Genomic DNA, 24,197 nt, shown 5'->3' with positions numbered 1-24,197 from the left:
TAACCAGCGTTTCTTAGAATTTATACCCTAACGTTAAAGCAACGTTACGATTGTGATATTTTAGATTATCGTAAGCAGCGATATTAAGTAATCCGTGTTCATATCCCAACCCTACAACTATTTTACTAAACTCGGCACTAATATTTAGTCCCAGTCCAAAGTCAAATTTCTTTAATTGTTCAAAAGCATCATCTCCATTGCCAAAAGTATCGAATTTTACCTCGGTGCTGCCATCACCAAATACTCCATTGTGTAATTTTCGTTTTGTTTTTCCGCCTACTCCGTATGCAGCATAAGGTCCGGCACCTATAACGACACCCAGATTATCAGACACATCTATTCTATAAGCTGCATATATTGGCAATTGTATATAAAGTTGGTTGAATGTATGAGTTTCGCCTCGACCATTACCGCCAATAGTTCTTCCTGCTGAAAAATCATCTATTTTTGAGCCTTTAGTTGTGAAAGACAGACCGGACTGAATCAACCAATTCTGCATAAAAGTATAGTCTACTGTTAGTCCCACTTGATAACCCGTTTTAAAATTGGGGTCGGCATCTTTATTATCAATTGTAGCATTAGACATGTTTACACCTGCTTCTACACCAAATCTGAAAGGAGAATCTTGTGCCGAGGCATTATAAATTCCAAATAATAGAATAAATATCAATAGGAATGCTTTTTTCATAAATTAGTTTTATAAGATGGATACTAAAAAAAGTTTTGGTGACTATTTTAAGAATCAAAAATATATAAATATTTGATAATGCTTACCTTATTTGAGGAGAAATACGGCTAAATTTCTTTATTTAATGAAGTTTTGAGTTTGATTTTTTTTTGTTGTGACTGTTATGTTTATAGCCTTTTTTAGCATTAATCGTATTCATCTTTTTCGGATTGAAAGAGCTATAAATGCATTTAAAAGTATTGTACATGTTTTGTATAAATAGAGAACAGCGTGTTTAGTGAAGCAATGTTTATTAGTCGAAAAATATAGAATAGCAGATTTTAATAAAGAGTAATTATCGGAGTTTCTTACTATAGAGCAAAAAAAAGGTTGTCATCCCGACAACCAATCTTCATTGTTAACCTTAAATCTAATACCATGAAAAACACAGTACAAATATAAGTGGTTTTATGTTATAAAACATACCTAAAGATCATTATTTTCTCGTGATTAATGTTATTTAACGATTTTGGGTGTTTGGAAGCTCTTTTTGGGGTTTTATACCCAGTTCTTTTAACATTTCTGCTTGTCTTATTAAGTTTCCGTTACCATCTTTTAGTTGAATGAAGGCTTTATCGTAACTTTTTTGAGTACGGTCTATGTTTTTTCCAACTTCTTGTAGAGTTTCTACAAACCCTGCAAATTTATCATAAAGAATAGCACCACGCTTGGCTATCTCCTGAGCATTACGGCTTTGAGCCTCTCTCTTCCATAAGTCAGCTACCACTTTAAGAGACGCAATAAGATTGGTAGGACTGATTAACAAGATACGTTTGCGGTATGCATAATCCCACAGTCCTGAATCTAATTGCATGGCTAAAATATAAGCCGGTTCGTTGGGAATAAACATCATTACGAAATCTAACGACTCTATATAATCCTGATAGGCTTTGCTGCTAAGTTCGTCGATATGCTTTTTTATGGAGAGAATATGCTCCTTTTCCGATATTATTCTAGCTTCGTCGGTATCGGCTTCTACATATCTGATATAACCATTGAGTGATACTTTCGAGTCAATAACGATCTTACGTCCTCCCGGATATAGGATAACAATATCAGGTTGAAGAGCTTTGTTTTCACTATTCAGTATTTTTTGTCCATTCTCGTCAGTAAGCATATCCTGAGAGAAATATTCTTCGCCTTTCTTTAATCCTGATTTTTCGAGGATAGACTCTAATATCATTTCGCCCCAGTTTCCTTGTATCTTGTTGTTTCCTTTAAGAGCTTTGGTGAGATTGTTGGCATCTTCGCTTATCTGGTGATTAAGTACTACGAGTTCGCGAATACGTTCCTCAAGCGAAAACCGTTGCTTGGATTCTTTGTCGTATGTTTCTTCGACTTTCGTTTTGAATTCAGATAATTTTTCGCCTAAAGGTTTTAAAATAGATTCCATATTGAGTCTGTTGATATCGGTAAAGCGACTCGATTTTTCTTCGAGAATCTTATTTGCCAATATCTGAAAATCTTTGTTAAGCTGCTCCCTTGTATTTAAAAGTTCAGTTTGTTGGTGTCTTAATTGTTCCTCTTTGGCTTGAAGACCTGCTTTTAGGCTTGCCGACTCATGTACCGCCTCAAGTTGTTTGGTTTGCAGGTTGCCAATCTCCGATTTGAGGCGTTGGTTTTCTTTCTTCAACTCTTCAGATTCTTGTTTCCCGGAGGAGTATATCCACCAGATAATGAAAATAGAAAAAACTAAAATTATTGCGATATAAATAAACTCCATAGCACCTTTTCTGTTCTAATGTATAATATTGAAAATTATATGTAAAAGTAATAAGTAAGTAGCAATTAGTGTTTAATACGACATTATTTAATTATTAATGTCTGCTGTATTTATTACTTTATTGTGACTATTTTTGTTTCAAAATAGCTGTTGATGAAGATATATTATAGTAAGCATTTTCCTCCTAAAGGTTTTGCAGCAATTAATCTGTTTGGTATTATAATTGGTCGCAAAGAATATGGGAATTTATCGAAATACGAATTGAATCATGAAAAAATCCATTCGAGGCAGATCGTTGAGATGTTATGGGTGTTTTTTTACTTGCTTTACTTCGTAGAATGGCTTATTCGCTTGGCTCAGTACCGGGATAGCCTTGCCGCCTATTATAATATTTCTTTTGAGAGAGAAGCTTATAGTAATGACAAAAATCTGAATTACCTGAAAAACAGGAATTGGTATTCTTTTATAAATTATATCTGGCATGACTGATTTATAAATAGTACCAAAAGGTAACACTGATAGTAAATGACGAGCGTAAAATTAACAGATATATCGACCGGCAATAATCTAAAGTTTACTATTTAGATTTGGCTATTTCTGTCAAAATATATATAAGAGAGAGACTAACAACACCTATTTATTCTTCCCCTACTTTATAAAATTTTCAGGCGGAACTATTCGTTTTTTTTAAATTGCGTAATTTCTACGCATGTTATTGCCGTTCAGTATATTCCCCCCATATAACCAATCATAATAGTTTTGCCGATAGAAATTATCATCTATCACACAGTTGTATGTAATGTATAGCTGTGTGATTTTTTTTCTGAACCAGAGTGAGGATAATTTTTGCGGTTGCCCTAATTCGTTAAAAACGGATGGAAGTAAATCCCACCACCACAAGAAACATTAATAAATAGTTTATTAATGAAATATCAGCTGGTTTAGTGAACACTTTGAGTTCTTTATGGTTAAAGTAAAAAGCAATGATAGCTTCTGAACATAAAATCATCATATGATTATGAAATCAAGGAATAAATATTTTACTTTACTTGGCAATACTATAAAATACATCATTGTATTGTCTTGCTTTTTGAGTGTTCAGGTTTCGTGTGCGCAGAAAGCAGAAAATTTAAAACAAAAAGAAATGAAATATAACAAGCTTACTCCCGAAGAAGAACGGGTGATTGTATATAAGGGTACCGAAGCACCTTATACAGGAGAATATGTGAATAATAAACAACCGGGAACTTATGTTTGCAAAAGATGTGATGCCCCATTGTATAAATCGGCCGATAAATTTGATTCGCATTGCGGCTGGCCATCTTTTGATGATGAAATACCCGGAGCAGTAAAACGGGTTCCTGATGCAGACGGTTTGCGTACAGAGATTATCTGTGCTAATTGTGGAGCACATCTGGGTCATGTATTCCTGGGTGAGGGTTTTACCAATAAGGAAACTCGTCATTGTGTGAATTCTATTTCATTGAAATTTATTCCGGACGTAAATAAGAATATCCGTAAGGCTTATTTTGCATCGGGTTGTTTCTGGGGTACCGAATACTACTTTATGAAAGCCAAAGGTGTAACACATACTACGGTTGGATATATGGGCGGACATGTCGATCATCCTACTTATGAGCAGGTTTGTACTGGAAAAACAGGACATCTTGAAACGACAGAGGTGGAGTACGATACAAAACAGACCAATTATGACGAACTGGTGAAATTGTTCTTCGAGACACATGACTTTACTCAAACTAACGGGCAGGGTCCCGATATAGGTTCTCAATATCTGTCATGTATATTTTATAACAACGAAGAAGAGAAACAAATTGCTCAGAAATACATTACTATTCTTGAAAGTAAAGGATTTAAGGTCGCTACAATGTTGAAGCCTGCCTCTACTTTCTGGAAAGCGGAGGATTACCATCAACAATATTATGAACATAAAGGAACAACACCCTATTGTCATATTTATAAAAAAATATTTTAATAATTAATTAATAATTAACTTGTTAACTTTTTTGTTCGAACTTGGTGTTTTTATATTACAACAATCCCATTATTTTTGTGATTCGTTAAATGTATAATCGGTCGAACGATAAAACTAAAAATAAAGATTATGTTGAAAACTATTTTATCTGTATCCGGTAAACCGGGGTTATTCAGACTCGTGTCAAATGCTAAGAATATGGTCATTGTTGAGTCATTAACAGATAAAAGAAGACTTCCTATCTATGCAAGAGATAAGGTTGTTTCTTTGGGTGATATTGCAATGTATACAGATGAGGGTGAAGTTCCTTTGAGTGAGGTGCTGACTAAAATTCAAGTAAAAGAAAACGGAGCACAGGCTTCGGTAGCCACAAACTCAAAACCTGATGTATTAAAGAAATATTTCGCAGAGATTCTTCCTACTTATGACAGGGAAAGAGTTTACGATACTGATATCAAGAAATTAATCAGTTGGTATAACTTACTGTCGGCGGCAGGAATTGCTTTTCTTAGTGAAGAAGAGGTTGCTACTCCTGAGGTTGCAGAAGAAGTGCCTGCAACAGTTGAGGTTAAAGAAGAGGCTGCTCAGGAAGAAAAGCCAAAACGTAAGCCAAGAGCTAAGAAAGAAGATAAATAAGGTCGCAGACCTATTTATTTTGTTTTGGTGTAGGGTTGAATCTATGTATTAACTCAAAAGAGGACAGACCAAAAACTCTGCTCCTGCAGACAGAAATAAGTATTAAGTGTTTTATCTAATTTAATATTAATATATAGAAGGTCGTTATCCAAGTTTGGATAGCGACCTTTTTCATAAAATAAAAAGAAAACAAGCACTTATGTTCTCTAGAATTATATATCAAATTGTTGGGGGTGTCTGTTTATTTATCTCATAGGTATGAAATATTTATTACCTTTATGATATATAACCAAACAACGATGAATTATGCAAATTAAGAACCTCCTTTTTACAACCGCTTTGGTTGTTGTATTTGGCTTTAGTGCTTGTTCGGATGATGATGAAAATATCACTGTTAAAGATGCAAAGCTTAAATTAATATCTTCTAAATCGGAGATAGTTCCCTTTGAAGATATAAAAGTGAGTGTTGATGTTGACTTAGAATTACTCTATAATACCTATGATAGTATAACATGGAATGCTAATGGTGCTGCAAGTGATTATGGTTTTTTTGGAAATCAATGGTCACAAGTAGACGATGAAAGGGATCTAAGAATTACCGATTATAGATTCGGTAAATATAAAGTATATGTTTTAGGGTATAAAGATGGAATTGTAATCAGTAAAGATTCTATTGAATATAAAGTGAATAAACCTAATGCGGATTTTATAAGCATTAACTGGGGACAAAGTACAAGAGATCAGTATTTATCTTATGTGACGGGCATTACTCCAAATCAATATATGAGTACACACGAAGGCTGGACTAAGATTGGCGGAGTAAGTCTTAACTTAAACCATATTGTAAGTGAGAAGGATACGGAATATGCGACTTTCCGGTTTATGCCCTGGACGTCTGAGGCTAATTTTAGAAATGTGAAATTGAGGAGTATACCTGATATTAATGATTTTGATTGGCATGAGGAAACAGATAGAGGTGACTCTCCTGCACGATATGATATGGAATATACATTCCACCATAATTATTTAATAGAATTATACGGTAATCCAAGTTTGGTTTATAATGGCGATGATGTTACCAAAACTACTTTAACGGATGAGTATGGCAAGCGATTTGCTTATAAGCTCGAAGGGGGTTACTACCCAGTTGAAATCTGGAATACGCCTTCCAGTAATATTTGTTTGATCAGAGCTAATAACAGTATGGGGGGAGTAAACCAGAAAGGGATTTGTTTAGTTGTAGCGGAACCTCGAAAATAAGCTAGCGAGAGTGAGATTGTTATAGCCGATGTAAATTCTTATTAGAGTAAGAAAAGAAGATTTAGAAGGAAATATAATGAAAAGTCGTCATCTAGAAGTTAGATGGCGATTTTTTTTCTCTAGATAAAGAATCTGTATTTCTTTAGATATGCCGAGGATAGGTAGTTTTTTCTTATCTTTAGTTCTTGATTTACCTGACTAATATTTTTTATTATGGATACAAACACAGAAGAGAAACTACTTCTTAAAAGAATACGGCTGCTTATAATCTTTTTTATTTTCGCGCTTGTTGTTTCAGGAATAACGGCTTTCCCTTTAGAAACTGAGATGAGAATTGCCTGTAGTCTATTGGGGATATCGCACGACGCTCCTATAGATAACTATACGGGATTACAGTATTGGATAGCTAAGGTATATAATGCTTTGGTGAATACAAATCGTGATTATCCTTTCCTGGCTTATGGTTATGATTGGCTGGCATTTGCTCATGTTATTATTGCAATAGCGTTTATTGGTCTTTACAGGAAGCCTGTTCAGAATATATGGATTGTTCATTTTGCAATGATTGCCTGCATAGCTGTTATCCCTTTGGCTTTGATTTGCGGTGAGATCAGACAGATTCCTTTTTTCTGGAGAGTTATCGATTGTTCTTTTGGTGTATTTGGTATTATTCCATTGTATATTCTCCACGTTTATATAAAGAGGTTGGAAGCTATGATGGGATATGTCGAAAGAAAATATTGAGGTAACTAAAAGAATGTATTATTTGTCCTGATAATGCAAAAAAAAGAAAAATAAATGCTGTTTTTCTTATCGAGAGTTGTCTTCCATTTCTTTTTTTAATATTATTGTAATCTAATGGCCTTTTCCGGAAGGCATGATTTAACACGTTTTACAAAACTTAAATTTAGCACAATGAGAACTTCCTCGTATAATATATCGTGAATGTAGATAAAGATACGTATGCTATAATGAATGGCTATACACATGCATTTGATATCATAAATAAGGATGTTTACGATTACCTCAAAAGGAAAAGCACAGAGAATGTTTCTGATAACACTTTGAGTAAATTAGTGAAGAGAGGGTATCTGACTTCCTTGACAGAAGATCAGGAATTAGAACTGATCAAACGTATAACTGATGGAGTTCATGACAGCAGAAGATTCCAAAAATATAACTTCCAGTTTATCATGTCGTATGACTGTAACCTCAGATGTGTTTATTGTTTTGAAAAAGAAGTGTTAAATACATCAAAATGTCCATCAAAAGACAAAATAACAAAAGACAAAATTGACAGAGCTTTTGATATTATCTATGAGAAATATGAAAATAAGCAATGTACACAGGTAATCGGGTTATATGGAGGCGAGCCGTTTCTTGCTGAAAATTATGATCTTGTATCTTATATTATAGAGAAAGGTAAAAAATGTAATTTCACATTTTATGCTCCCACAAACGGATATGATATTGACGCTTATTTTGATCTTTTAAAAGAGAATAGTAATTTATTTCACTTTCAAATCACATTAGATGGTGTTGAAGAGATACAAAACCGAAACAGGCCGCACTTTAAGAATAAAGACTCTTTTGAGAAAATTACCAATAATATTGACCATCTGTTAAAGTTGGGAATCACTATACGTTTAAGAATAAATACAAGTGAATACTCTTTAACCAAGATGAATGAATTAATGAGCCTTTTCGAAGCTAAAGGCTGGTATGGTTATGAAAATTTCAGTGCGTACTGGGCTCTTTTGAGAGATGACATAGACTCGGGAGCAGCACCGGCTGAGGGCGAGAAACCTCAAATAAATCAATTGGATCTAATGAGTTCTTTTCAGGAGCAAAAAGCAACTGGAAACCTTTCTTCTAAGCTTTCATGTCAGGATTATGGGATATCTTCCATTCTAAACAACATGATACTGGGTAAGGATGTGAAATATAAAGGTTATTTCTGTGGTGCACAGGTTAGTAGTTTGATTTTTGACCCGGTGGGTGATTTGTACTCCTGTTGGGATGTGGTGGGACAACCTGAGCATAAGGTTGGAAGCTATATTCCTGATCTGGAAATATCAGAAGAAGGATATCAGAAGTGGTTTGATGATAAGATCAGCGGATACAAGTGTATTAAATGTAAATATGTTCTTTTTTGTGGAGGCGGATGTGTTATCAGATCACTAAAAAGTAAAAAAAGAATTCGCCCCGGTAATTGTAATCAATACCCTCAGGTGTTTAACTCCCTCGTAAAAAACCTGTATCAGGAAACCATTAAGGAAAATTATAACCAGATATGACCGATGGAAGAATTATCAATATTGGCTCGATTATTATCGAACGATGATTTATTGATCAATAATGCTACAGGCTATAATGAGAATTTTGAAATCAGGAGTATTCTACGACTAATCGGAAGGAGAGAATCTTTAGATACCAACTTCTCTTTCTGCCAGATTGAGACTGCGGTGATCGCTTTTTATAAACAAATAAAGAGCATGCCTAAATATCAATTATATGCTGAAGAATTGAGATGTCTTTTGGAGCAGCAGATGTCGGATAATGTAATATTATTGCTGGAAGCACTCTTAAAAAGAATGCAAACTGATTTTTTTATCAATACGGATACTGTTGGTATAGTTATAAAAAATTTGAGATAATGCACAAACAAGTAGCTACGGAAATTATCGACTATCTTCATTCTGCCTGCCCTGATCTCTCGATTGCTTTGACCGGATCAGTCGCAAACGGGTCTTATAACGAAAATAGCGACATAGATATTCTGGTTTCGCATAAAGACTTTACGAACTCGTATTATGTATACGGCTATTATAAGGATATTAAGATAGGTATATTCTCATATCATAAAAAAATATTTTGGCAGAAGAGCTTGGATTTGCTTTACTACTATCAAAATTTGCGAATCGGATACATCTATTATTCTCAGATAATTTATGATTCTGACAAATTGATCATCGATTTAAAGGATCGGATCGACGATCTTTTATTGAGAAAAAAACTCTTAAAGAAAACTCTTATCAGTGATTTAAAAAGTGAAATTAAGGAACTGTTAAGCAATAGAAAATCGGACTGTATAGAACACAAAGAATCGTTATATGCTATCTTGAATAATATAATCTCGATTTTCTTTCTGAAAGAATACAGTAGCAAAATTCTTACAAAAAAGGAAGCTATAGACCCTTATTCTATTATAAAAGAAAAAGACATAGAACTATACAATATATTGCGAGCGTGCTATCCCTGTCATCAAAATTCATTTAAACTGATACAAAAAGCTATCGATAGCTACATTTTTATAAACTATTAAACAGAAAACTATGAAACAAAAAAAAGAGATGATCTCTCTAAATTTAGCAAAAGCTGAGTTTAGTAGTGAAATGGGTCTTGAAGAGAGGCTGCAGGTTTTGAGTAAGTCTGACTTACAGGAAATAAAGGGTGGTACAACCTTGTATGATTCAAGTTCAGAAGATCCCATATGTCCTTACGAGGAAAATCGTGGCGGAATCGATGGTTGTAACTGTGTTGGAGCTAATGGTCTTCCCGGTCCCTCTGGTAATGGTAGTTGTGTTAGCATTGGAACAGGGATGCAGGATTTCAGCGGTTGGTGTCCTGAAAATGACTGGTGCCCCAGAATGGGAACTTAATGTATTAATCTAAGGGTGGATTAAGTTTCACCCTTTTTTTCTCCTGAATAAAAATTTATAAGAGTTGTATTCTTATGAGAGTCCTTCTAACTTTACTACTTATATACTCAATTTGCACTATTACAGCTCAAGAGAAAATGCAGGTCGTAGACGGCGTATTCAGAACACCTATGGCAGGGGTAAGTGTGTCATTTAATAAGATAGGGGTAACAACCGACAATGACGGATTTTTTTCGGAACAAGAGTTCTCCTCATTATCGGAACAAGACTCTTTGACATTCTCTTTTCTGGGTTATAATACCAAAATAGTATCCTTGTCCGAGTTAAGAAAAAGTAAGATTGTATACATGCTCCCTAAATCGGAATCGCTTGCTGAAGTAACCGTTGTTGGCGATAGAACGTATTTGCAGGAGAGTATTCAATTTGAAAAATTGGCACCGCTTAAAAATGGAGTCTTTGCATTTGGTGCTGCACTTGTAGGTAATAAAATATATCTTATAGGGGGTGACAGCTCTGTGAGAAACGAACTTTTTGATTACTACAGATGGGAATATAGCAGTAATAAACTGCAAATATATGATATAAACAGTGATACATGGTATTCTTCGGACTTGCAATTTTCAAAAAGAGCATATCATAATATTCATTATTATGAGGGGAAAATTTATATACTTGGAGGGAAAAAACTTGCAAAAAATCCAAAACTTGAATATTTGAATGACGAAGTTGAAGTGTATGATATAGAGCATAATACTATCTCTTCGAGTAAGACAAATCCACATCCTGCTGTCAATTTTGCATCTTCTGTGTTCCAAGACAATCTTATTGTAATGGGAGGCTCGATAAAGAAAAACAATAATGGCAAAAAATTAACAAACAAGGTTCATCTATTTAATCTGGAAACAGGTTATTGGTATGAATTGGATGACATGGCTTATTTCAAAGAGACAAAGAGTATTGTTGTCGATAGTATTCTATATCAAATAGGAGGTTTTTCAAAAGCTCCTATAAGGTATATTAATACTTACAATATATCCACGGGAGAATATAAAATGGTAAGAAAGCTACCCCATGGACTGGAGAGACCCGCCTTGGCATATAATGAGGGAGTCATATATATATACGAGCACGATTTACTCTTCACCTATGAGGTAGAATCCGGTAAAATGTATGCCTATCGAATTAATCTGGACTTGATGTATAGTGAAATGGTCTGTAAAGATGGTATTTTATATATTATCGGCGGACTTGAATATGTTGAAAATCTAAGGATGCCATCAGACAATCTTTATAGTATAGATGTCGATGAACTGCAAAAAACAAAATCTTATTTTGTGCCCGATTTTCAATAATAAGTAATACAAAATATTTAATGCTATATTTTTAGTCGTAGGGGCAGACCTATGTGTCAGCCCGATACAGATGGGTGAACACATAGATTCACCCCTACACCAAAGCAATAAAAAGGTCTGAGACCTTAAATACCATTTAGGGTATTATTTTTATTTAAAAGTTATGGAGAGAATAATAGCCTTACTATCAAATGAACAGTTACTGCTTTCGGAAGGTATAGATGGATATGGAGAAATTTTCATAGTCCAAAATATATTAGAACTGTTTGAAAAGCAATCCTCTATGGAGTCTCGTTATTTCCTGTATTATCTGGAAGTTGGCGTTTTATATCTTTATAAAAAAATACGGGCAACTCAGGAGTATACTGCTTATGTGGAAGAACTCAGAAAAATTCTGGAAGTTCCAATATCGGAAAGTGCCATACAACCGTTGAAAAAAATGCTGGAAGAAATGCAACAGGAATACTTTTCCCTTCAAGATCCTGAAATAACGATTAAATTTTTACGATAATGCATCTGAAAATAGCAACTGAATTAATGGAATGCCTGCACAATTCTTTTCCGGACGCCTCTATTGCTTTATCGGGGTCGGTAGCTCATGGAACATTCAAAAAAGAAAGTGATATAGATATACTTTTTTCGAGTAAAACAATACATAATTCCTATAACATAGGATATATCTATAAAGGTATAAGGATCAGTATTTTTATTTTTCAGCGACAATTTCTTCAACAGAACGACTCGGTATTTTTGCATAATTACGACGTTGTTCCAATTTCGATTATTTACAGGTCGGAAATAATTTATGACCCTTCAAATTTAATTTTAGATTTGAAGGAAAGAATCATAAATCTGTTGATGAGAAGGGGCATTAGCCGAAAGAGCCTGATAAGAGATTTAAAAGGTGAGATTTATCGATTGCTGGAAGTTAATGCATCTGATACCATAGAGCGAAAAGAAATCTTGTACAGGACGATAAAGCTAATTACTACCATGTTTTTTTTGAAAGAATGTGCTGATAAGATAAATACAAAAGAAATTGATAGCAATCCTTTTCCATTCATAAGATCGAAAGATCCGAAATTATGTGATATACTGGAATCGTGCGTACCGTTTCATGACGAAGCAAACGATGTAATTAAAGATGCTTTTTATAGCTATATATCTTTTAAATATTGAGTTTAAAAGAACAGATCCCAAACCAGTTTTATCAGAAGTAACGAGAGAACGAATATCAGCATCGGGCGAATAACCTTTTGCCCGTTTTTGATGGCAAGTCCACTGCCTATATAATGCCCTGCAATGGCACACAAAGCGGCAGGGATTCCTATTGCGAGGAGAATTTTACCCTCTATTGCAAATACAATAAAAGAGGCAATGTTGGATGTGAGATTCACTAGTTTTGCATTACCCATACTCGTTAAAAGGTCGAAACCTAAAATAGAAGTATAAGCTAATATAAGGAAAGTGCCCGTTCCGGGTCCGAAGAAACCGTCATATCCGCCTATCACAAAGCCTATAACGGATGATAAGATAATCACTTTGGCTTTTGACTGCTTTCGAGGTTTGATATTCGATAAATCCTTCTTTTTGAAGATCACGACTGCAATTACAGGTATTCCGCCAACTAGAACATACTGTAATATTTTAGCATCCAGACATACCGCAATTTTTGATCCGATAGCCGATCCTATAAACGCAAATATAATGGAGGGAATGGCACTGGTGAGATTGTAGCTTTTGTTCTTCACAAAACGCATAGTGCTGAAAAACGTTCCTATGCAACTGCTGAACTTATTAGTCCCCAATGCAAAATGGGGCGATAAGCCTGCGATGTTGTAGGTAGGTAGTGATACAAGTCCTCCTCCGCCTGCGATACTGTCAATAAATCCACTGATGAATATAAGTGGGCAGATTATAAGTAGTTGATCTAAGTATTCCACTATGCCGCTTTTTTAATGAGTCGATTGTTACATTTGTGTATACTCGGCAATCTTCTTTTCACATATCTGTTTTGTAATATCCCTTAGTAATTCCACTTTCGGAATAAGAGCGTCAATATCCTCTTTTGTTACCAGAAAATCAGCATTATATCTCGCTTCGACATACGCATCTTTGAGCAAATTGAACAAACGTTTTTCTTCTGCTGTATTTTGGGGAAATACTTTTGTCAAATCTGTTGAATAGTGCTTAACGGATGAAGATAATTTGAAAAGATTGTGTTGCTTAGTATCTTTTAACGTAAAAACCAAATGGATAGCATGATAATAGTTTTCTGCTGCTTGATGCAGATTAAAAGATGCAAGTTGATAATCTTTTTTACTCGAATAAAACTCTACTCCATCAAAAAAGCCATTTGCTTTTCTAAATTTCTGATTAAAATATTCCTGAGCTTGTTGTCTTATTTCGTCAAAGTTTAGCTTACGACGACGGGCAAGTTTATGTTTTCCGCTATCATACAGAATAACACCTTCCTGTTTTATCTGCGTATAGAAATAACGACCTTCTTCAATCAGTTTATTCAGGGTTTTAATATCCTCATTGATAAATTGCAGAGGGGTTTGACCTTCGGGGTCTTTGTAATAGATATTTTCTACATTGTCGAGTTTTTGCCCTGCACTCTTATCAGATATTCCACTTGTTACCACCAACACATCATAATCACTGCGAAAAGATGTTATGATGCCAAATTCTTCCCTTTCGTCAAAGTCCACAAATTGATCCCTTGCATAGCTGCCATATAGAATTATCATTTCAGTTTGGGGCAACCGCTTTTTTATCTCATTGATAATGAAATATAAATCTTGTTGTTTATTTTTCGGCAAATATGCAATGCTTCTCTTCATTCTGATTGAATTATACACACAAAGGTAAAGAGATATTTTTAATGGTTTTCATTTAAATCGACTATTGTCATAATTATATGGTTTGCTTGTACCTACAACTACATCTTCTATTTTTTCGATAATCAACCAATCATCCATATTGCCTTGATGGTCAAAGTCGAACGGGGTAATTTCTTCAACATCTTTAAATTCAATTAAGCAAAGACATTTTTTATGCCATCGTTCTTTTTGATTATCTGTAAGCCTTAGTTTTGCTTGATTCGTTTCAAGTGTGGAAATTATTTCCGCATCTGTTAGTTTTACCAAATTTTCAACATTCAATACTATGGCTTTTGCTGTGATTTTCTTAGACCCCTTTTTCATAAAATAAAGGGTTTCGCCCTCAAATACCCGACTATGAGGTATTTTTCGACCTGCAGCACCCCGTACAATCATTGTTTTCTCTCCATTTAATATCTTTTCTAAGACCTTTGCCTTATCATCACAATAAACTAGATGTACCATACAATATAATTCTTTTTGATTTTAAAGATAAGTAAAAAAGAAAAACCGATATTAACTTTTGGTGCAAAATTGTATATTTGTATTGCTGCCTGTAATTGTTCGTGTTATCAGTCCGTTTGACTTGAACAAAAGGAAACACAGGGATATAAACTATTGATTAATAATATTTATATCGGCTTGATTTATTCAATCAGGCTTAAAAGCGGACATCTATGGATATACAACATTTCTCCGAACTGATTAAACACGCAGGCTCTATACTATGGCTTTCTCATGGCGATATAGAAAATAAATATGTCAATTACCCGATCTGCATTATGAAGCATATTGAAAAGGGTGTATGTGAGGATATAATTGAAATAAGGTTTGATGAACAGGAAGTAACATTAGCGACAACATTCGACAATGACAATATTTGCAACCTTGTGCTTTTATTTCCTGATAAAATTGGCGATATAGATCAAATAATTATATATCTGAACGATAGATTTAATTATAATTATTTAAAAAGTCATTGGTTATTATCCAATTGCAGTGTGAAAATTAAGAAAAGCAAAGAAGGGATCGTATTTGCTTTTTATTGCTAAATTACTTCCGTCCTAAAGTCTAAAATATAGCTTTAGGGCGGTTTTATATTTAATGATGCTTTTATTCGTTTATTTCCTTATTTTAGTATAAAATTCTTAAGATACTATAGTTTTATGCAAATCAATATCGCTCTTAAATTATTTATTTATTCTGTTCTCGTTTTCATCTTTTCGGGATGTGGATCAATTTCAGGATATAATGAATATTCGTTGTATGATCGAGATTATTCTTCATCTGAAAAGCAGGAAGGAGAAAAACCTCTTTCTAAATGGAAATTATACACAGTGAAGGTAGATGGAAGGGAATACATAAATATCCCTGAGAAGAATTATATAACTCTGAAAATATGGGCCAATAATCGTTATGGCGGTTATTCTGGATGTAATGGCTTTACGGGGCATATAAATATCAAACATAATTTCATTCAGTTTACTGAGTTTTTAAGCACATCAAAAGGATGCCCGGGAAACCCAAGCATAGAAACTATAATTTTTGATGCGCTGAAGAATGCTAATAATTATTATATTGAAAATGGACACTTGTTTCTAAGGCATGATAACGAAACTTTGATAGTGTACGTTCAAGATAATTTAAGTGATGATTAAACTAGAGGTCGATTAATAGTTCTCAACCTCTATATCAAATTTCGATTATTTTTTCAAGATAATTTTATGATTGGATATTCCTAATGGCAGTACTCCTATCATTATGATAATTAAGTATCTTTTCAGAATATAGTTCTATTTAGAAAGAGTGGGCGTCTGTCATGCGACTCCTGCTGATTTAGAGTGTTCTTTGAGGGTATCTACTTTAAAAGCGAAGTTGTTTTATTATTTTATTCCGGAAAACTTATTTGTAGTTTCTAAAGTTTTTCTTTTACTATTAAAAAATAAAGACTAAATCTAAAGAGTAGCCTCTGATTTAGTCTTTGTTCTTATAAAACACTGAAATTCAGTGTTGTTTGCGGAAGCGGGGGGATTCGAACCCCCGGTACAGTTACCCGTACGTCAGTTTAGCAAACTGGTGGTTTCAGCCACTCACCCACACTTCCAAACAACGGTTTTCCGTAGGCAAAACCGAATTGCGATGCAAATATAGCTGTTTGTTTTGATTTATCAAGATCAGACCCTCATTTTTTCTAAATAATATGTTTAATTTTGGCGGAGATTAGATAACCGAATATCGTAAAATAGTTATAACTAAGTAAATGAAAGTATTTAATGATATGCTTTCCAATTATAACAGGCTATTGCTGTTGTGCTTACCAAAGCAACAAAAAGGTTTAAGACCTTACCTTGTTTGGGTATTGCAAAACTGATTTACGATATTTACAAAAAATAATAAAACAGGTCTGAGACCTTCATTAAAAAGATGGCTAAAACTAAACGTAATGTTCTGTTCATAATCCTTGCCGTGTTAATTCTTGCCGCAGGAGGTGTTTTTGTATATATCAAGAGTTTTCTGGATGCAGAATTCAGAATAAAAGAGACTGTTTATATTTATGTCGATAAGCAAAAGAGTTTCGATGCGGTACTTATCCAAATGGATACTACTGCTCATGTTTCGGACTTAAATGCATTTAAGCGTCTGGCTAATTATATGAAGTATCCCGCGAATATGAAGACGGGACGTTATGCAATTACTCCGGATATGAGTATACAGGAGGCTGTAAGCGAATTAAAAGGAGGACATCAAGCTCCTGTGAAACTGAAATTTAATAATATCCGCACCAAGGAAGACTTAGCGAAGCGCCTTGCGTCTCAACTGATGTTGACAGAGCAAGAGTTTATGGATGCATTCAATGATGCGGAAATCTGCTCTAAATTAGGTTTTACGCCCGAAACAATCACGTGCATGTTTGTTCCTAATACTTATGAAGTCTATTGGGATGTAACTTTGGATAGCTTTCTGAAAAGAATGAAGGAGGAATACTCGAAATTCTGGACAAGCGATCGTCTTGAAAAAGCAAAGGCTCAGGGGTTGACTCCAGTCGAAGTATCTATTCTGGCATCTATCGTGGAGGAAGAATGTTATTTTCCGGACGAGTACCCGGTCGTAGCAGGGTTGTATTTAAATAGATTGAGGATCGGGCAATTATTACAGGCTGACCCAACGGTGAAGTTTGCGGTCGGAGACTTTTCGTTAAAACGAATACTTTTCGAACATTTACAAGTAGAATCACCATACAATACTTACAAACATCCGGGATTGCCTCCGGGTCCGATCAGGGTTGCTTCAATAAAAGGAATAGATTCTGTATTGAATTCACAAAAACATGATTACCTTTATATGTGTGCTAAAGAAGACTTTTCGGGTAGGCATAATTTTGCCGTGACTCATGCTGAGCACGTAAGAAACGCAAATCGCTACAGAACCGCTCTTAATCAACGGAAAATATTTTAACGGAATAGGAACAAATCATATTACACAAACTTTATCTGTTAATTTTAGAATGATCTGAATCATCGCCCCTAAGGGGGTAATATTAATAATTAAACACACAATAATGAAACTATCTTATTTTCTTAAATCGACGTTTGTAGTTGGTCTTGGTATGCTGCTTTTTACCTCATGTTCGAATGATGAGTTTGAAGGCGATAACCAAAATCAGGAATTGAGATCTGCTGCTGCATCTAATCCTCTTATGGGTAAATGGTCGAAGTCGTATACCGACAATCAGGGAAATACCAGCTATGAGTATGCCGAGTTTACAGCAGACAGATATATCGGGTCTGTGGTTGGAGGTTATGAATCAAACGGTGACAGTCCTTTTGACAATGAAAAGGTTGCTTATCAATTTAATCTGGGTTATACATATGTAGACGGAGCATCTTATTTTTTACAGGCTTCTTCTTTTGGCGGTCCTGGTAATAAAGTGTACTATCTTATTGAAGGGGATAAACTGACCATAAATCCCGGAACCGAAATAGCTGAGACCTACACCAGAGTTGTTTCTAATCCTCTTATGGGTAAATGGCTTAAGGAAGATGTTGATGAACAAGGAAATACTAAGTGTGACTATGTGGAATTTACCAATACCCAATGTATTGAACAGATAACAGGGGTATACGAGAATGGTATTTTCGTAAAGGATAAAATTGCTTATCAATTTAATCAGGCTTATACGTATGTAGACGGAGCATCTTATTTCTTACAGGCTTCTTCTTTTGGCGGTCCTGCGAATAAAGTGTATTACCTTATTGAAGGGGATAAACTGACAATAAACCCGGGAAGTGAAATGGCAGAAACTTATAAGAAGATAAACTAAGAGATAAGTAATTTTATCTTGGATATTCTTTGAAAGAGAAGAGAGTTGTAACTGAATTTTCAGTTACAACTCTCTTCTCTTTATTAATAAACATTTTCATCACCCTTCAGTAATTGGAGGGTAGTTACAACGATTATCTTGATATCAAGCATAAAAGACCAGTTCTCGATATACCACACATCACGCTTGAACCGGCCTTCCATTTGTTCGATTGTTTTTGTTTCCCCTCTATAGCCCGATATCTGAGCCCAACCCGTGATTCCCGGTTTTATCATGTGGCGTATCATAAACTTATCTATAAGTCCATTGTATAAATTAGTCTGTTTAGTCATATGGGGGCGAGGTCCTACAACCGACATATTCCCTATTAAAACATTGAAAAATTGAGGGAGTTCATCCATGCTTGTTCGCCTCATGAATCTTCCTATGGGTGTAATTCGCGGATCGGTATGCTGCGTTGTGAGGGAATCCGATTTGTCATTGAGATGCATGGTTCGGAATTTATAACATGTAAACTCTTTTCCCTGCAATCCGGTTCTTCGTTGCCTGAAAACAACAGGGCCGTGTGATGTAAGTTTGATAATGATTCCGAATACAATATAAATAATGGGATAGACAGTGATTAATACAATAAATGAGAATACGATATCGAATGTTCTTTTCAGTATTCTATTATATACTAATTGCAGGGGTTCGGGTCTGATACCGATCAGTGGTATCGATTGAAGTGAGTTTAACACTAATTTTCTTCTGATATAGCCGTAAAATTCGGGTATAAGAAAGAAGCGTATCATGTTTTTCTCGGAAAAGTTCACCAGACGTAAAATAGCAGACTCTTCATTGTTTGGGAGAGTGCAATAGATTTCGTCTACCTTATTTTCGATACAGAATTTGTCAACCTGAGATAATGTTCCCAGATAGTTAAGAGTTGAGTTCTGAAAATCGGGATTGTCGTCAAATAGCCCTAATACTTTGTATCCGTAGTCGCTTGATTTCAGTTCGTTGTAAACATTCAAAGCATTGTTGCCGCTTCCGATAATTACAATCCGCTTATAGTTATAACCTTTACTGCGGTATAGTTTCAAACCCATGCGTACTGCGATATGCCATAGAATATAAGAGAATGCCAATCCGCAGAAAAAGATTAACCAATCGTCGAAGCTGATTTTGCCGACTCCCAATAATAGCATCCCTGCCGTAAGTAATATAAAATAAAGAGATATAAATAAGAAACTCCGATGGACGACTTTGTCAAAGAAAATAATATTTGATGATAAGTTTATGGGAATAATACTCACAACTACAAAATAGATCAGATTGATAAGGAGGAATATCTCTCCCAAACTGACATTATTTATAAAGAGTGTGAATGTATTATCCGAAAAAAGAAGATTCGATAAGAGAATCAGACAGAGATTGATAAGAATAAGATCCCCTAGTCTGATAATCCATTTTATCAGATGTCCAAAACCATCTTTTCTTTTTGTAAGCTCCATTAAGAGTAAATCTAATATTAAGAATGTAACAATAAATATTTACCATTCCTTATAGTTATGTCACGTTATTATATCCTGCCAAAATAACGGTCGAATCTTTATATCGTGAAGTCCTGCGGATTATTCTTCTGATATTCCCGTGAAAGAATAGCCAGAATAGTTCCTGACAAAACAACGCTTACCACTGTAGCCCATAGGGTATTGCCTACCCCGAAAGTTTCGAGTTTCTCGTATATAGGAGTATTGTGGAAGAAATGAAAGGTCAGAACGCCTATGGTGTTATTAATTGCGTGAACAATTACCGGTATCCACAGGTTACCCGACCACAGGAAGATATATCCCAGTAAAGCCCCAAGAAGCAAGCGCGGTACAAATCCATAGAATTGGAAATGGATGAAACTGAATATAAATGCGGTAATCCATACAGCTACATGCCTGTTTTTACAGATTTTCTTGATGGTTTGCTGCATGGATCCTCTAAAGAAAAACTCTTCGGTAACGCCTGCAGTGATAGCTATTACAAACAGGTTGATTAATAGAATAATAATAGAATTGGTAGTAAGCATTCTCTCTACCAGCTCCTGTGTTTGTTCTTCCATCATTTTCATAATCCGTTCTAATCCTGCCAGAGATTCGGGAAGAGTCATCAAGCCATTGTAATAACCCGTAAAGGCTATTAACGGCTGAATTGCGAATATAAGAAGAATAGAAAGTAACAGAAATTTTACATCAATCGGTTTATTTATTTTCAGAAAGCGGGGAGCTGACTTGTGAAATAAATGAGCGCACAGTAAAGCCGGGATCAGGAAAATGAATATTACCTGAACCACTTGCATAGCCTTCATAAAATCCAATGATTGAAGCGAGTTCATACCTGCTCCTATTGCAAGAGTAAGAATGGAAGCTATGATTAAACCGCCAAAGCTAAAAAGGCAAAGGAAAAAGAGTTGTGACCAACTGCTCATCCTTAAAAATATTTCTTTATTCATCGTTTATATTTAGTAATGTAAATAAAAATATTTAATGATGTATTTTCGAATTATAACAGACTATTGCTGTTATGCTTACCAAAGCAATAAAAAGGTCTAAGACCTTAATGTAAAATACTTATTGTTCTATTATGCGTAAAATACTTACGCCTGTACATTTCGCTGATTTCAGGCAATAATCAGACAAGGGCTGAGGTTCCATAATTACTTTCATTGCTTTACTGGATGCATGGATAAAGGTAAGCTTTGTTCCGTTATGATAAGCGATGCCTATATGCGTATAGTCTAAACCGTTGATAGTGGTTGCAAATGCCAGTATATCACCATTTTCGATTTGATTGTTAATCTTGCCTATGTTCTCCTTTTTTACAAAGTAATACCCGCCTCTGCTATTTATCTGATGCTCTGTGTCTGTGATTTTTTGTTGCAGCTTTGGATTATTGCGGAGAGGCTTGTAAGCATCCGTATGGGTTGACATGAAATCTATTGTTTTGTTGTTTAATGTTCCCCCTAAAGCCGAACTTTCATTCTTTAGAATACCTTTTTTTGTATTGTCGTATATCCAGTCTGTTACATAATGTAACCGGGAGGCATAATCCTCGATCTTACCATTTCTATATCGGATAATCTGTAACTGATTGGCGAAATTAGAAAATGTATGATCTCCCGTTTTAAGTGTTCTGCTAAGGGCAATACAACTTTCTACGAATGTAGTACAATCGAATTGACGGAGATTGATTACCAGCTGTTCCGATTGATTATTATCGAGTGTTGATGCTACATAGGGAGCCTCCCGAAAAAATAACGCTGTTTTTACTATCAATTCACTTATCGGTAAACTTGCATCCGCTTTTAACCGGCTGATATACCTTTCGTAAATAAGCGAATCTTGTATTGTATACATTACTGTTGCATTAGTAATAAATGCTACAGTAAGGAACGAAAACAGGATCAACATTTTTTTCATGAGAAATGGTATATTCTAAAATTATAACTGACTGTGCTTTTTAAACTTGCCAAAACAATCAAAAGGTCTTCGACCTTAACTTAAGCCGTCAATTAAACCGTCTACAATATCAATATGATTTGCTTGTGGTTTTTTTGGTAATCCGGGCATCCTCATAATAGTACCTGCTATGGCTACGATAAATTCTGCTCCGTTATTAATTACCATATCATTAATAGTCAGAGTAAAGCCTTTTGCGACTCCGTAAGCTTTCGGGTCTTCCGAAAACGAATATTGAGTCTTTGCAATACATATCGGATATTTTTCTATGTCGGTACCCTTTATTAATTGCAGTATTTTTTGAGCCTTGCCGCTGAATTCAACCGATTCGGCACCATATATTTTTTTTGCTACTTTTTCTACTTTTTGTTGTATAGAATCACTGTCTTCGTATGTAAATGAAAGCGCTTTTGATGGATTCTTCTCAATAGTATCCACAACCAGATTCGCTAATTCCACAGCTCCTTCGCCTCCTTCGGTGAAAGCGTTGTTGATGGCAAATCCTATGTTTTTTTCTTGGCAGAATCGGGTGATAATATCCAGTTCAGCCTGAGTGTCCTGTGCATATTTGTTGAAAGCTACAACTACAGTCTGACCAAACGATTGCATATTAACGATATGTTTTTCGATATTGGCTAATCCGTTTTTTAAGCCTTCTGTGTTTTCTTTCTTTATGTCTTCTATGGCAACGCCGCCGTGCATTTTCAAGCCTTGGGCTGTTGCTACAATAACGGTCAGCTTGGGATTTAGCCCTGCTTTACGGCATTTGATATTGAAGAATTTTTCGGCTCCTAAATCTGCTCCGAATCCGGCTTCCGTTACTACATAATCGGCATGGCTCATGGCTACTTTAGTAGCAATGACTGAATTACACCCATGAGCAATATTTGCAAAGGGTCCTCCATGTACTATGGCAGCGTTGTGTTCGGTAGTTTGTACCAGATTAGGGTTGATGGCGTCTTTAAGTAATACAACTATCGCTCCTGCAATACCCAGGTCTTTCACCGTGAAAGGTGTATTGTCGTAATTGTATCCTAATATGATTTTTTCGATACGTCTTCTTAAATCGGCGATGTCTTTCGATAAACAAAGTATTGCCATTATTTCAGATGCAGGAGTTATATCGAAACCCGATTCGGTAGGAATACCGTTAGCCGACCCGTGTAATCCTGAAACTATATAACGTAAGCTTCTGTCATTAATATCCAATACTCTTTTCCAAAGAATTTCTTTCAGTCCTTTTCCTGCCGCGCGATTTTGATACAAATAATTATCAAGCAAAGCCGATATCATATTGTGTGCTGAGGTGATTGCATGAAAATCTCCTGTGAAGTGCAGGTTTATATCTTCCATCGGTAGAACCTGTGCATATCCGCCTCCTGCTGCTCCCCCTTTCATACCGAAGCAAGGTCCCAGAGAGGGTTCGCGTAAGGCTACTACTGCTTTCTTTCCTATTTTGTTTAGTCCTAAAGTCAAACCTATAGAAACTGTTGTTTTACCGATACCTGCTTTGGTTGGTGTTATAGCAGTTACGAGTATGAGATTACTTTGGTTTACCTTTTCATTGTCAATAAGTGATACAGGCACTTTAGCCATGTACTTTCCATAGTTATGGATGTGTTCATCAGCTATGTTTATCTGTTGAGCTATTTTACTGATCGGCTCAAGTTTGATGCTTCTGGCAATTTCAATATCTGTTTTCATAAAATAACAATAGGTATCTTTATCATGGTTTCTACAAAGATAAGTAAACTTTTAGGATGTTTTATTGTTATTCATTTGCTGTTTGAGGTCACAGACCTTTTTATTGTTTTGGGTGCATGAAGATCAGTAGAGTTGTATGGTTTTATCTATCCATGTAAGGATGTGTTAAGACCTCACTTCAACTCTTTTCTGCTGAGAGGGAGTATATATGAGACCTTGATGCGATTACAAAAGTAACACGAATGAATAAGGAAAATAAGACATTGAAAAAAGTGTCACTTTTGTTACTTTTGTCCATAGTACATGACAAAAAGAGGCACTAAATTGATATAATTATTTGAATATAAGTTTTTTAATATTTTGAAAAGACCTTGATTTTTCGTATCTTAGAAAGAAAAACTGGGGAGTTTTTCAAGATATGCAAACCAAGGTCTCAGACAAAA

Annotated in this window: 25 protein-coding genes and 1 tRNA gene; 16 read left to right on the top strand and 10 right to left on the bottom strand. The window is 35.1% G+C overall.

Annotation, left to right across the window (positions count from 1 at the left end; genetic code table 11):
* Window positions 1-13: 13 nt before the first annotated feature.
* On the bottom strand, window positions 14-688 hold the full coding sequence (locus CLV62_RS13960; RefSeq protein ID WP_110311399.1) for a porin family protein: 675 nt from the start codon (window positions 686-688) through the stop codon (window positions 14-16).
* A 499-nt stretch (window positions 689-1,187) separates the two neighbouring features.
* Window positions 1,188-2,450 carry a DNA recombination protein RmuC gene (locus CLV62_RS13955; protein WP_110311398.1) on the bottom strand — a complete coding sequence of 421 codons (1,263 nt, stop codon included), beginning with the start codon at window positions 2,448-2,450 and terminating at the stop codon, window positions 1,188-1,190.
* 153 nt (window positions 2,451-2,603) lie between these two features.
* On the opposite strand from CLV62_RS13955, the gene CLV62_RS13950 reads away from it, so the two are divergent.
* The 12 genes from CLV62_RS13950 (at window position 2,604) to CLV62_RS13895 (ending at window position 12,532) form a co-directional block, all read left to right on the top strand.
* Entirely contained in the window at window positions 2,604-2,939 is a 336-nt protein-coding gene (locus CLV62_RS13950; protein ID WP_110311397.1) for a hypothetical protein, read from the top strand.
* A 655-nt stretch (window positions 2,940-3,594) separates the two neighbouring features.
* Window positions 3,595-4,443: a bifunctional methionine sulfoxide reductase B/A protein gene (locus CLV62_RS13945; RefSeq protein WP_185144270.1), complete on the top strand. Its 849-nt coding sequence runs from the start codon at window positions 3,595-3,597 to the stop codon at window positions 4,441-4,443.
* A gap of 129 nt (window positions 4,444-4,572) precedes the next feature.
* Window positions 4,573-5,079 (top strand): DUF5606 family protein, encoded by a 507-nt coding sequence (locus tag CLV62_RS13940; RefSeq protein WP_110311396.1) that lies wholly within the window; start codon window positions 4,573-4,575, stop codon window positions 5,077-5,079.
* A 306-nt stretch (window positions 5,080-5,385) separates the two neighbouring features.
* Window positions 5,386-6,339, top strand: coding sequence for a hypothetical protein (locus CLV62_RS13935; RefSeq protein WP_110311395.1), 954 nt, complete (start codon window positions 5,386-5,388; stop codon window positions 6,337-6,339).
* A 213-nt stretch (window positions 6,340-6,552) separates the two neighbouring features.
* Window positions 6,553-7,083: a hypothetical protein gene (locus CLV62_RS13930; RefSeq protein WP_110311394.1), complete on the top strand. Its 531-nt coding sequence runs from the start codon at window positions 6,553-6,555 to the stop codon at window positions 7,081-7,083.
* A 197-nt stretch (window positions 7,084-7,280) separates the two neighbouring features.
* The gene (locus CLV62_RS13925; protein WP_245904097.1) at window positions 7,281-8,636 is read left to right on the top strand and encodes a radical SAM/SPASM domain-containing protein; all 1,356 of its coding nucleotides are present in this window, start codon (window positions 7,281-7,283) and stop codon (window positions 8,634-8,636) included.
* 3 nt (window positions 8,637-8,639) lie between these two features.
* Window positions 8,640-8,996 (top strand): hypothetical protein, encoded by a 357-nt coding sequence (locus CLV62_RS13920; protein WP_110311393.1) that lies wholly within the window; start codon window positions 8,640-8,642, stop codon window positions 8,994-8,996.
* Window positions 8,996-9,664 carry a nucleotidyltransferase domain-containing protein gene (locus CLV62_RS13915; RefSeq protein WP_110311392.1) on the top strand — a complete coding sequence of 223 codons (669 nt, stop codon included), beginning with the start codon at window positions 8,996-8,998 and terminating at the stop codon, window positions 9,662-9,664. The genes CLV62_RS13920 and CLV62_RS13915 overlap by 1 nt, the downstream gene beginning before the upstream one ends.
* Before the next feature lie 28 nt (window positions 9,665-9,692).
* On the top strand, window positions 9,693-10,001 hold the full coding sequence (locus CLV62_RS13910) for a hypothetical protein (protein WP_146212750.1): 309 nt from the start codon (window positions 9,693-9,695) through the stop codon (window positions 9,999-10,001).
* 74 nt (window positions 10,002-10,075) lie between these two features.
* Window positions 10,076-11,353: a Kelch repeat-containing protein gene (locus CLV62_RS13905; protein WP_110311390.1), complete on the top strand. Its 1,278-nt coding sequence runs from the start codon at window positions 10,076-10,078 to the stop codon at window positions 11,351-11,353.
* Between the two features lie 163 nt (window positions 11,354-11,516).
* A complete protein-coding gene (locus CLV62_RS13900; RefSeq protein WP_110311389.1) occupies window positions 11,517-11,864 on the top strand; it encodes a hypothetical protein in 348 nt (115 codons plus the stop codon).
* Window positions 11,864-12,532: a nucleotidyltransferase domain-containing protein gene (locus CLV62_RS13895; RefSeq protein ID WP_110311388.1), complete on the top strand. Its 669-nt coding sequence runs from the start codon at window positions 11,864-11,866 to the stop codon at window positions 12,530-12,532. Before CLV62_RS13900 ends, CLV62_RS13895 begins: the two co-directional genes overlap by 1 nt.
* A 2-nt stretch (window positions 12,533-12,534) precedes the next feature.
* On the opposite strand, the gene CLV62_RS13890 is transcribed toward CLV62_RS13895, so the two are convergent.
* Genes CLV62_RS13890 through CLV62_RS13880 form a run of 3 tightly spaced genes read right to left on the bottom strand, consistent with a single transcriptional unit; the run spans window position 12,535 to window position 14,703 of the window.
* Window positions 12,535-13,296 (bottom strand): TSUP family transporter, encoded by a 762-nt coding sequence (locus CLV62_RS13890; protein WP_110311387.1) that lies wholly within the window; start codon window positions 13,294-13,296, stop codon window positions 12,535-12,537.
* A 27-nt stretch (window positions 13,297-13,323) separates the two neighbouring features.
* Entirely contained in the window at window positions 13,324-14,199 is an 876-nt protein-coding gene (locus CLV62_RS13885) for a HEPN domain-containing protein (RefSeq protein ID WP_110311386.1), read from the bottom strand.
* A 48-nt stretch (window positions 14,200-14,247) separates the two neighbouring features.
* The gene (locus CLV62_RS13880; RefSeq protein WP_110311385.1) at window positions 14,248-14,703 is read right to left on the bottom strand and encodes a hypothetical protein; all 456 of its coding nucleotides are present in this window, start codon (window positions 14,701-14,703) and stop codon (window positions 14,248-14,250) included.
* 212 nt (window positions 14,704-14,915) lie between these two features.
* Here CLV62_RS13880 and CLV62_RS13875 point away from each other — a divergent pair, with 212 nt between their 5' ends.
* On the top strand, window positions 14,916-15,290 hold the full coding sequence (locus CLV62_RS13875) for a hypothetical protein (RefSeq protein ID WP_110311384.1): 375 nt from the start codon (window positions 14,916-14,918) through the stop codon (window positions 15,288-15,290).
* 114 nt (window positions 15,291-15,404) lie between these two features.
* On the top strand, window positions 15,405-15,896 hold the full coding sequence (locus CLV62_RS13870) for an META domain-containing protein (protein WP_110311383.1): 492 nt from the start codon (window positions 15,405-15,407) through the stop codon (window positions 15,894-15,896).
* Window positions 15,897-16,255: 359 nt separating this feature from the next.
* Here the strand turns inward: CLV62_RS13870 and CLV62_RS13865 are convergent.
* Window positions 16,256-16,342: transfer RNA gene (locus CLV62_RS13865), tRNA-Ser, on the bottom strand.
* 320 nt (window positions 16,343-16,662) lie between these two features.
* Here CLV62_RS13865 and mltG point away from each other — a divergent pair.
* Both mltG and CLV62_RS13855 read left to right on the top strand, forming a co-directional pair.
* The gene (gene mltG, locus CLV62_RS13860; RefSeq protein ID WP_110311382.1) at window positions 16,663-17,694 is read left to right on the top strand and encodes an endolytic transglycosylase MltG; all 1,032 of its coding nucleotides are present in this window, start codon (window positions 16,663-16,665) and stop codon (window positions 17,692-17,694) included.
* A gap of 103 nt (window positions 17,695-17,797) precedes the next feature.
* The gene (locus CLV62_RS13855; RefSeq protein WP_110311381.1) at window positions 17,798-18,559 is read left to right on the top strand and encodes a hypothetical protein; all 762 of its coding nucleotides are present in this window, start codon (window positions 17,798-17,800) and stop codon (window positions 18,557-18,559) included.
* Window positions 18,560-18,642: 83 nt separating this feature from the next.
* On the opposite strand, the gene CLV62_RS13850 is transcribed toward CLV62_RS13855, so the two are convergent.
* From CLV62_RS13850 to CLV62_RS13835, 4 genes are all read right to left on the bottom strand, one after another.
* Window positions 18,643-20,055 carry an undecaprenyl-phosphate glucose phosphotransferase gene (locus CLV62_RS13850; protein ID WP_110311380.1) on the bottom strand — a complete coding sequence of 471 codons (1,413 nt, stop codon included), beginning with the start codon at window positions 20,053-20,055 and terminating at the stop codon, window positions 18,643-18,645.
* 98 nt (window positions 20,056-20,153) lie between these two features.
* Window positions 20,154-21,044, bottom strand: coding sequence for a CPBP family intramembrane glutamic endopeptidase (locus tag CLV62_RS13845; RefSeq protein WP_110311379.1), 891 nt, complete (start codon window positions 21,042-21,044; stop codon window positions 20,154-20,156).
* Between the two features lie 118 nt (window positions 21,045-21,162).
* On the bottom strand, window positions 21,163-22,011 hold the full coding sequence (locus tag CLV62_RS13840) for an N-acetylmuramoyl-L-alanine amidase-like domain-containing protein (protein ID WP_110311378.1): 849 nt from the start codon (window positions 22,009-22,011) through the stop codon (window positions 21,163-21,165).
* Between the two features lie 75 nt (window positions 22,012-22,086).
* The gene (locus CLV62_RS13835; RefSeq protein WP_110311377.1) at window positions 22,087-23,754 is read right to left on the bottom strand and encodes a formate--tetrahydrofolate ligase; all 1,668 of its coding nucleotides are present in this window, start codon (window positions 23,752-23,754) and stop codon (window positions 22,087-22,089) included.
* Window positions 23,755-24,197 lie beyond the last annotated feature (443 nt).

It is taken from the genome of Indolivaga alginatilytica (assembly GCF_003201355.1).
GTDB lineage: Bacteria > Bacteroidota > Bacteroidia > Bacteroidales > Dysgonomonadaceae > Dysgonomonas_A > Dysgonomonas_A alginatilytica.
The sequence above is the reverse complement of the archived record's forward strand: the minus strand, read 5'-3'. Positions and strand labels throughout refer to the sequence as shown.

What these genes read in the sequence shown, in the direction of transcription:
- CLV62_RS13955 (WP_110311398.1), bottom strand. Translation starts at nt 2,450, where the DNA reads ATGGAGTTTATTTATATCGCAATAATTTTAGTTTTTTCTATTTTCATT.
- mltG (WP_110311382.1), top strand. Translation starts at nt 16,663, where the DNA reads ATGGCTAAAACTAAACGTAATGTTCTGTTCATAATCCTTGCCGTGTTA.
- CLV62_RS13940 (WP_110311396.1), top strand. Translation starts at nt 4,573, where the DNA reads ATGTTGAAAACTATTTTATCTGTATCCGGTAAACCGGGGTTATTCAGA.
- CLV62_RS13835 (WP_110311377.1), bottom strand. Translation starts at nt 23,754, where the DNA reads ATGAAAACAGATATTGAAATTGCCAGAAGCATCAAACTTGAGCCGATC.
- CLV62_RS13915 (WP_110311392.1), top strand. Translation starts at nt 8,996, where the DNA reads ATGCACAAACAAGTAGCTACGGAAATTATCGACTATCTTCATTCTGCC.
- CLV62_RS13935 (WP_110311395.1), top strand. Translation starts at nt 5,386, where the DNA reads ATGCAAATTAAGAACCTCCTTTTTACAACCGCTTTGGTTGTTGTATTT.
- CLV62_RS13895 (WP_110311388.1), top strand. Translation starts at nt 11,864, where the DNA reads ATGCATCTGAAAATAGCAACTGAATTAATGGAATGCCTGCACAATTCT.
- CLV62_RS13910 (WP_146212750.1), top strand. Translation starts at nt 9,693, where the DNA reads ATGATCTCTCTAAATTTAGCAAAAGCTGAGTTTAGTAGTGAAATGGGT.
- CLV62_RS13905 (WP_110311390.1), top strand. Translation starts at nt 10,076, where the DNA reads ATGAGAGTCCTTCTAACTTTACTACTTATATACTCAATTTGCACTATT.
- CLV62_RS13855 (WP_110311381.1), top strand. Translation starts at nt 17,798, where the DNA reads ATGAAACTATCTTATTTTCTTAAATCGACGTTTGTAGTTGGTCTTGGT.
- CLV62_RS13900 (WP_110311389.1), top strand. Translation starts at nt 11,517, where the DNA reads ATGGAGAGAATAATAGCCTTACTATCAAATGAACAGTTACTGCTTTCG.
- CLV62_RS13870 (WP_110311383.1), top strand. Translation starts at nt 15,405, where the DNA reads ATGCAAATCAATATCGCTCTTAAATTATTTATTTATTCTGTTCTCGTT.
- CLV62_RS13845 (WP_110311379.1), bottom strand. Translation starts at nt 21,044, where the DNA reads ATGAATAAAGAAATATTTTTAAGGATGAGCAGTTGGTCACAACTCTTT.
- CLV62_RS13850 (WP_110311380.1), bottom strand. Translation starts at nt 20,055, where the DNA reads ATGGAGCTTACAAAAAGAAAAGATGGTTTTGGACATCTGATAAAATGG.
- CLV62_RS13840 (WP_110311378.1), bottom strand. Translation starts at nt 22,011, where the DNA reads ATGAAAAAAATGTTGATCCTGTTTTCGTTCCTTACTGTAGCATTTATT.
- CLV62_RS13930 (WP_110311394.1), top strand. Translation starts at nt 6,553, where the DNA reads ATGGATACAAACACAGAAGAGAAACTACTTCTTAAAAGAATACGGCTG.
- CLV62_RS13880 (WP_110311385.1), bottom strand. Translation starts at nt 14,703, where the DNA reads ATGGTACATCTAGTTTATTGTGATGATAAGGCAAAGGTCTTAGAAAAG.
- CLV62_RS13875 (WP_110311384.1), top strand. Translation starts at nt 14,916, where the DNA reads ATGGATATACAACATTTCTCCGAACTGATTAAACACGCAGGCTCTATA.
- CLV62_RS13950 (WP_110311397.1), top strand. Translation starts at nt 2,604, where the DNA reads ATGAAGATATATTATAGTAAGCATTTTCCTCCTAAAGGTTTTGCAGCA.
- CLV62_RS13960 (WP_110311399.1), bottom strand. Translation starts at nt 688, where the DNA reads ATGAAAAAAGCATTCCTATTGATATTTATTCTATTATTTGGAATTTAT.
- CLV62_RS13920 (WP_110311393.1), top strand. Translation starts at nt 8,640, where the DNA reads ATGGAAGAATTATCAATATTGGCTCGATTATTATCGAACGATGATTTA.
- CLV62_RS13885 (WP_110311386.1), bottom strand. Translation starts at nt 14,199, where the DNA reads ATGAAGAGAAGCATTGCATATTTGCCGAAAAATAAACAACAAGATTTA.
- CLV62_RS13945 (WP_185144270.1), top strand. Translation starts at nt 3,595, where the DNA reads ATGAAATATAACAAGCTTACTCCCGAAGAAGAACGGGTGATTGTATAT.